The sequence below is a fragment of the uncultured Clostridium sp. genome (assembly GCF_947072515.1).
Taxonomy (GTDB): Bacteria; Bacillota; Clostridia; order Clostridiales; family Clostridiaceae; genus Clostridium.
In genome coordinates, this window is sequence record NZ_CAMTIG010000098.1 from 1 (window position 1) to 7,472 (window position 7,472).

Below are 7,472 nucleotides of genomic sequence, written 5' to 3' on the forward strand. Positions count from 1 at the left end.
TTCTTTAGTCAAATAGTTTAATAATGCTTTATCTGTAGCATTTCCACCTATTACATTTCCTTTTCCATCAAACATTGCAGCTGTATTTTTACCTATACACATAGACATAAGTTCTTTTATTTTTTTATTTGTTCTATATGAATCTTTTATATTTCCATCAAAAAATTCAACAACTTGAAGTTGTCCTTTTGTTATAGTACCTGTTTTATCACTAAATAATATGTTTAATGATCCTGCTGTTTCTATACCAATCGGTTTTCTAACAAGTACATTTTTTTGTAGCATTTTTCCTGTATTTTTCATTAATACTATTGCAATCATAAGAGGCAATCCTTCTGGCACTGCCATAACTATAATAACTACTGCAACCATTAATGCATCTAATACTTGCTTAAATATCTCAATTCCTCCAAGAGATACATACTCTGAAATTCCACCTACTTGGAAAATATTTTGCGTTATTAATGCTATTCCAATAATAATTGCTCCTATATATCCAAACTTAGATATATTTCCAGCAAGTTCTGTAAGTTTAACTTTCAATGGACTATCTACATCTTCATCAGCCATATCTTCTGCCATAGTTCCCATAACAGTTTTCATTCCAACTCTTTGAATTTTCATTACTCCACTACCACCAACAGTAACTGCTCCTCTAAAAAGAGACCATTCATCAACAAATACATCACCTGTCAATTTAAAGTCACCTGTTGCTGCAACTTCCTCTGATGCATTAGTTATAGCAACTTTATTACATTCTTCTGATTCTCCATTTAAAGATGAATTATCTACCTTTATATTTCCTTGGATTAAAATTCCATCTGCTGGAATTTTATCTCCTGATTGCAGTATAACGTAATCATTTATTACTAATTCATCTATATCTATTTCAACTGCTTTTCCTTCTCTATAAACTTTACAAACATCTTTTGATGCATTTTCTTTAAGTTTTCTAAACTCACTATCCGATGCTACCTCTGTTCTTGCTGAAATTATGGTAACTAATAAAACAGATATAACTATTCCTACAATCTCTCCAAATTCAGCATACCCCATAAAAGCCATAACTGCCATAATTCCTGCTATTGCTAAAAGTAGCTTTATCATCGGATCATCAAAAGCTCCTTTAAATTTATCCAAAAATGTTTCTGGCTCTGCTTCATGAATAATATTATCACCATACATCTCTCTATTTAGTTTGACTTCTTCATTACTAAGACCTTTCATAAATCCTCCTCTTTCAACTTTAAATGTAAATTTAAAGTTTTAGAAACTAGCTAAAAGCTAGTTTCTACCTTAACTCATACTTTTAATTTTATTATTTATACATAGCTGCTATTGTATTTAATGTCCCTTTTAAGAATTCTCCCTTTGCCTTAAAGTTCCATTCCCCATTTATCTTTTCTAATTCTGCAAAAAGTACCCCTGTATTATCTCCTCCACTTTCTGAAAGATTATATCTACAAACTTCTGCTCCACCTTTATCTTCATTTAAAAGTCTTACATATGCATTTTTTATTTGTCCGAAGCTTTGTTTTCTCACACTTGCGCTATAAATTATTACAGACATCATAATTTTTGTACAATCTTTAGGTAAATCACTTAAGTCTATAGATATCTTTTCATCATCTCCATCTCCTGCACCAGTTAAATTATCTCCATGAAGACGAATTCCTCTTCCTACTAAATTTCCAAAATAAATTATTCCACTAGAAATAAGTTTTCCTTCTTTATTTAATAAAAAAGCAGTAAGATCCAAATCTATATTTTTAGTAAATCCAAAAAAACCTTTTTTCTCTGCTACATCCCATCCTGCTCCAATCATAACTTTATTCAAGCTTGGATCTTTTTTAGTTAAATTTAAAATATCATTTTTTTGTAAGTTTAACATCTCTTTTCCCCCTCTACATATAAAGACTTAATATTCCATTTAAGTCAGCTATCTTCCCTTCTCCTATAGCTTTAAACTCCCATTCACCACTATTTCTATAAAGTTCTGCAAAAACTACTGCTGTAGATGTTGATCCATTTTCTTTTAAATTAAAAATACATAATTCTTTTTCATTATTTTTTGAATCGAGTAATCTAACAAAAGAATTTTCTACCATCCCAAAAGTTTGTCTTTTACTTGTTGCTTCAAAAATTGTAACTACAAACACTATTTTTTCAACATGAGGTGCCAATCGCTTTAAATTCATTTGAATTCTTTCATCATCACCATCTCCAGCCCCTGTTCTATTATCTCCTAAAAGTTCTATTCCTGCCGCTTTCATATTATTAAAGAAAATAACATCCTCTGGTACATTTTGAACCTGACCTCTTCCATTTAATAAAAATGCAGCAATATCTAAATCAAAATCTTGACCATTTCTTGCTACATCCCATCCTGCCCCTAAAGTTACTTCTTCTAATCCAGGATTCCTTTTTGTTAAGTTTAAAACATCATTTTTCCTTAAATTTAATGATGCTCCTTTAGCCCCATTTCCATTTGAATAGTCATTTAACATTCCATTTAAATTAATCCCCATTCCCTTTACCCCTTTTATCTATATTTTGTATTTATACTTTTTAGTTTTTCTTTTTATTACCATAATACAATTTTACTTTATTTTTCCTTTTTTGTTAAGTTTTATATTAATATTTATTTAAATGATTATAAAAAAATATATCTCCATTATTAGAGATATATTTTTATCCAACTATTTATTTTTTCACTTCTTTTTCTCCACCTAATAAGGCATCAATTTTACTTATTCCATTCATTGCACTTATTAACATTAATGGCATTATACACAATAAATATCTAGAGCAAGTTTCCCAAATCATAAGAAATAAGAATATTCCAAATATACATATATTACATAGCATAGCTAAATTTTTCCTATCCTTAAATAGCCCTAAAGTTCCTATTGCTATCATTACTAACATGAATAACTCAGAACCTTGAGACAATGTTAAAAATCCATTAGCTTTATCTCCTGCAACATACTCATATAAAGCACCTTTATTTAAAGGCTGCATTTTTAAATAGAAAGTTCCATATTCTGTTCCATCTGCCCAAGTAAATTTATTTTTAATATATAAATGTTCCATTAACCCACTAAATCCATAATGATCTAATCTTTCTTTAATAATCTTTTCATTATAAGCTTTAATTTTATCTTTTCCTGGACCTGCTGCTAAACTATTATCTACAGCTTGTTGATCCCATCCGCCTGCTCCAACTAAGCTCATCATTATCCAATGAGTATATGGAAGCCCTGCATCTGACAATTTCACTGGAATTTGCGCTTGATTAATCCCATTTATAATTCCTGTTAGTATTACTAATGGAATTAAAATCCCTGCAAAGAACTTCAATAATTTTTTTATTCCACTAATTTGGAATAATGCAAAAATAGATAAAGCTATAAATCCAATACTAATATTATTTTTTATTCCTATTCCTATTGCCGCTAAAATTCCAATACTGATTAAATACAACCAATTATTATTTTTTAAATATTTTCTATATAAAAGATAAGAAAGTGGTAAGAATATCATTGTCATTGTATCTGTATAGAATATTGGTGCATAAATGTATAGTGGTGTTATAACTAAAAATAACAAACTTGCTATAGTTGCAATTCTAAGCCCATATACATCTTTTATTAAGAAATAAGTGATAATCATAGTTCCTAATATTAATATTATATTTATTCCGATAGAACCATATAAATAGCTTATAGATAATACTCCAAATACTTTATATATAACCGTCCAAATCATAGTTACAAAAATATTATTAGGATATAAGACATAATAATATTGTGGTAAATAATGAATCTTATCCTGTGCTTTTAATATAGCTGTTCTATATACCTCTCCAAAATCCCAAGTTGGAGTAACTGCTAAAAGAAATCCAAATATACATAATAAAATAAAAAATATTATAAAGTTTATAGTAGATATTACTTTTAAATATTTCTTATCAAGTTTCCTAGTAATATAAATCATTCCTATACATACTATTAATTCAACTATTGCTACTAATACTACTGAAATTCTACTTACAATTATAAGTCTTGTATAATATGGTGATATTACACCAAGTGAAAGTACAAAACACATTGTTATTAAAAATATAGCATTAAAAATTATCAATAATATTGCTGCTATATTCAATTTATTTTTTTTCTCCATGTTTCCCCTCCTTTTTCTATTTCTTATTAATTTTAAATTATAATTATGTCCTATATATTAACGTATATTTTTTTTATCAAAAACTATTTTTCCCCTTTAAATATGCTATTTTTAGATAAACTTTCAGATATGTCCTAGTCTAATCTATTTATTTTTTATGAACAACTTAATATTAAAATAAAAAAATATATCTCCACTTTTAGAGATATATTTTTATTTAAATATTTAATTTTTTATTCTTTAATTTCTGCTTTTTCTCCACCTAATAATAAATCAATTTTACTTAATCCATTCATTGCACTTATCAACATTATTGGTAATATGCATAATAAATACCGTGGACATGTCTCCCAAATCATAAGGAATACAAACATTCCAAATATAGTTATATTACATAGCATACTTAAATTTTTTCTATTCTTAAACAATCCTATTGCACCTATTATCATCATAAATATCATAAATACTTGTGATCCTTGTGATAATAGTAAAAATGGATGTGCCTTATCCCCTACAACATATTCATATAATCTACCTTTATTCAAAGGTTTCAAAGCTAAGTAAGTTGTTCCAAATTCAGTTCCATCAGACCATGTATATCTATTTTTATAATATAAATGCATCATTAGTCCACTAAATCCATATCCTTCTAATCTTTCTTTTATAATTTTTTCATTATAGGCCTTAATTTTATCTTTTCCTGGTCCTGCTGCTAAACTATTATCTATAGCCTGTTGATCCCAGCCTCCTGATCCAACTAAACTCATCATAATCCAATGAGTATACGGAAGTCCTGCTTCTGATAATTTTATTGGAATTTGTGTTTGATTTATATTAGTAATAATAGTAGTTACTATTACTAATGGTATTGCAATTCCTGCAAAAAATTTCAATAGCTTCTTTATTCCTTTAATTTGAAATAGTACAAAAATCGCCAAAGCTATAAATCCAATACATATATTATTTTTTATACCTATCCCTATAGCTGCTAAAATTCCAATTATTATTAGATATCTCCATTTATTATTCTTTAAATATTTTCTATATAAAAGATAACAAAGTGGTAAAAATATCATAGTCGTGGTATCCGTATAAAAAATTGGTGCATAAATATATAATGGTGTCATTACTAAAAATACTAAACTAGCTATAGTTGCAATTCTAAGTCCATACTCATCTTTTATTAAAAAGTAAGTTATAATCATAGTTGCTAATATTAAAATAATATTTATTCCAATAGATCCATATAAATAATTTATAGATAATACTCCAAATACTTTATATATAACAGACCAAATTATTGTTATAAAAATATTATTAGGATATAACTGATAATAATAACTAGGTAAATAGTGTATTTTATCTTGTGCCTTTAATATTCCTATCTTATATACTTCTCCAAAATCCCATGTTGGCGTAACAGCTAATGTAAATCCAAACATACATAACAAAATAAAAAATATTATAAAATTTATAATTGAAATAACCTTTAAATACTTTTTATTTATTTTTCTTGTAAGATAAAGTAGTGCTATACATACTATTAGTTCTACTATAGCAACTAATATTACAGATATTCTACTTACTACTATATGCCTTAAATAATATGGTTTTATCATACCCAGTGAAAGTACTAATACCATCGACATTATAAATATAGCATTAAAAACTATTAATAATATAGCTGCTATATTTAACCTTTTATTCCTATCCATATTTCTCCTCCATTTCTATTTCCTATTAATTCTAAGTTAAATTTATGTCCTATATATTAATATTTTTTTCTCTATCTTTTAACTTTTAAAAATAAAAAGGGATTTTTTACTCTTTGTAAAAAATCCCTTTTATTAATATCTAATTTTATACTTTAGCTATCTTAGCATTGTATGTTCCATATGTTACACCTTGCCCAACAATATGTCCTTCCATAGCATTATATAAATCATTTAATCCAAATCCTATTTTTAAATCTAAATTTTCATTTAATGCATAAACAGTCATTGTATATTTATGAGGGAAATTAACTGGTACCATTCCACCATAATGGTAAGCTTTCTCTCTTGGAACTTGGAATCCTTTTAATGATGTTAAATCTAGTGGGAATCCATTTGCATAACTATTTACACCTTGTATCATGTCTTTTTCCATTGTTGTACTTGCATTTGCAGGTAATGATGTTGTTCCTGCATCAATATTTGTAGTTACCCAATGAATCCATGGGAATCCCATAATTGGAACTGTATCATAGTCTATAATAGTTATAGCATATGCTTTTGCTGATGAAGGTGCTCCAGACCATTCAAGTGGAATTGATTCAAGTGGCATTGCCCCTATTTTATCTGTAGATGCTGCTCCATATTGTGGATCTATAATTCCATCTTTAATTCCAGTAGATGATAAATTCATCTTTGTGATTGGTATATAATTGTCAGGATTTTTGTCTGCAGCAGTTGGATTTGGTACAGTTGGTGCTTGTGATGTTGATCCTGACTTATCACACGAAACACAACACATTGTTAATAATACTCCTACACTTAATAAACTTAAAATTTTTCTTATTCTTTTCATTCTTGTTCCTCCCTATTGGTTTATAAGTGTAGTTTCTTCTAAATATTTTTTTATATACAAAAAAAAAGAGATTTTAAATTTATTTCTAAACTTAAAATCTCTTTATTATTTCATTCTCTATTTTTCTGAACTTTTAAACACTACTTTTCTTATCATATCTACTGGAATTATAGTAGCTGCTAAAATAATTATTACACCCCATAATTTTGGTTCTATAGGAGTACAACTAAATATATCTCCACCAATAATAGTTAAAATAACTTGCACTATAACTATTATTATCATAACCCTTACAAATCCTGGATTTTCTTTTATATGCTCAAAAATATTTACACTTTTACTTCTAACATTAAATCCATTAAAAACTGCTGCTAATACAAACATTGAAAAATATGCTGTTAAATGTTCACCTTCTGTAGAAAACATATTTTTGAAAAATGGTGCCATTAAGAATACAAAGCTTAATATTGTTACCCAAGTTCCTGCAAAAAGAACTTGCCCCATCATCTCTTTTGAAACAATACTTTGAGTTCTTGATTTTGGCTTTTCTTTCATATACTTTTTAAGTGCTGGTTCTGAACCAAGCGCTAATGCTCCAAGCCCATCCATTACAAGATTAATCCATAAAATATGAGTTATTTGTAATGGTTGTGGTAAATCAAAGAACGGTGCTATTGCACATACTGCAACGGCTGCTACATTTATAGTTAATTGGAACTTTA

Annotated in this window: 7 protein-coding genes; all 7 read right to left on the reverse strand. The window is 27.6% G+C overall.

Annotated features, from left to right (window positions below; all coding sequences use genetic code 11):
* On the reverse strand, positions 1 to 1,227 hold a 1,227-nt coding region (locus Q0W06_RS18645; protein ID WP_297639369.1), incomplete at its 3' end, for an HAD-IC family P-type ATPase.
* Between the two features lie 91 nt (positions 1,228 to 1,318).
* Positions 1,319 to 1,891, reverse strand: a complete 573-nt coding sequence (locus Q0W06_RS18650; RefSeq protein WP_297639371.1) for a TerD family protein — start codon at positions 1,889 to 1,891, stop codon at positions 1,319 to 1,321.
* Between the two features lie 13 nt (positions 1,892 to 1,904).
* A complete protein-coding gene (locus Q0W06_RS18655) occupies positions 1,905 to 2,528 on the reverse strand; it encodes a TerD family protein (RefSeq protein WP_297639374.1) in 624 nt (207 codons plus the stop codon).
* 175 nt (positions 2,529 to 2,703) lie between these two features.
* Positions 2,704 to 4,182 (reverse strand): glycosyltransferase family 39 protein, encoded by a 1,479-nt coding sequence (locus tag Q0W06_RS18660; protein ID WP_297639376.1) that lies wholly within the window; start codon positions 4,180 to 4,182, stop codon positions 2,704 to 2,706.
* A 233-nt stretch (positions 4,183 to 4,415) separates the two neighbouring features.
* Positions 4,416 to 5,897, reverse strand: a complete 1,482-nt coding sequence (locus Q0W06_RS18665) for a glycosyltransferase family 39 protein (protein WP_297639380.1) — start codon at positions 5,895 to 5,897, stop codon at positions 4,416 to 4,418.
* A 145-nt stretch (positions 5,898 to 6,042) separates the two neighbouring features.
* Positions 6,043 to 6,750, reverse strand: a complete 708-nt coding sequence (locus tag Q0W06_RS18670; RefSeq protein WP_297639382.1) for a YbhB/YbcL family Raf kinase inhibitor-like protein — start codon at positions 6,748 to 6,750, stop codon at positions 6,043 to 6,045.
* A 117-nt stretch (positions 6,751 to 6,867) separates the two neighbouring features.
* Positions 6,868 to 7,472: cation-translocating P-type ATPase C-terminal domain-containing protein (locus Q0W06_RS18675; protein WP_297639385.1), on the reverse strand; the 605-nt coding region annotated here is incomplete at its 5' end.